Below are 831 nucleotides of genomic sequence, written 5' to 3'. Positions count from 1 at the left end.
TCTTACTGGAACAAAAGCCAACTGTCGGCGTTTAAAAGCCTGTAGAACTAATGGCTAGTTTTAGCCTATGAGAGATGTGTAATGGTTGGATTATCTGGAAGTTCAAATTGGGGAGATATAAAAAAGTGGTGGGTCGTGAAGGATTCGAACCTTCGACCAATTGGTTAAAAGCCAACTGCTCTACCAACTGAGCTAACGACCCATCTTGGTTTTGCAAGAATTGATATTCTTACTGGAGTGAAATAACCCCATCGGTATAACATTTAAATTATTTAGCCACTATCTAAAAAGTGGTGGGTCGTGAAGGATTCGAACCTTCGACCAATTGGTTAAAAGCCAACTGCTCTACCAACTGAGCTAACGACCCATCTTGGTTTTGCAAGAATTGATATTCTTACTGGAGTGAAATAGCCCCATCGGTATCACATTTAAATTATTTAGCCACTATCTAAAAAGTGGTGGGTCGTGAAGGATTCGAACCTTCGACCAATTGGTTAAAAGCCAACTGCTCTACCAACTGAGCTAACGACCCATCTTGGTTTTGCAAGAATTGATACTCTTACTGGAACAAAAGCCAACTGTCTCTATTTCAAGAACAACTGAGCTAACGACCCATCTTGGTTTTGCAAGAACTTATATTCTTAAGGGGACAAAAGCCAACTGTCTCTATTTCAAGACCAACTAAGCTAACGACCCATCTGTATAATATTTAGATTATTTAGCCACTATCTAAAAAGTGGTGGGTCGTGAAGGATTCGAACCTTCGACCAATTGGTTAAAAGCCAACTGCTCTACCAACTGAGCTAACGACCCATCTTGGTTTTGCAAGAA

General features: G+C 40.3%; 4 tRNA genes. All 4 read right to left on the bottom strand.

Annotation, left to right across the window (positions count from 1 at the left end):
* Nucleotides 1–126 precede the first annotated feature (126 nt).
* Nucleotides 127–202: transfer RNA gene (locus tag AAEY93_RS20305), tRNA-Lys, on the bottom strand.
* Between the two features lie 89 nt (nt 203–291).
* Nucleotides 292–367 (bottom strand) — tRNA-Lys (locus tag AAEY93_RS20300).
* Nucleotides 368–456: 89 nt separating this feature from the next.
* Nucleotides 457–532 (bottom strand) — tRNA-Lys (locus AAEY93_RS20295).
* Between the two features lie 205 nt (nt 533–737).
* Nucleotides 738–813: transfer RNA gene (locus tag AAEY93_RS20290), tRNA-Lys, on the bottom strand.
* Nucleotides 814–831 lie beyond the last annotated feature (18 nt).

Source organism: Shewanella sp. CAL98-MNA-CIBAN-0140 (assembly GCF_040309905.1).
GTDB lineage: Bacteria > Pseudomonadota > Gammaproteobacteria > Enterobacterales > Shewanellaceae > Shewanella > Shewanella psychromarinicola.
The sequence above is the reverse complement of the archived record's forward strand: the minus strand, read 5'-3'. Positions and strand labels throughout refer to the sequence as shown.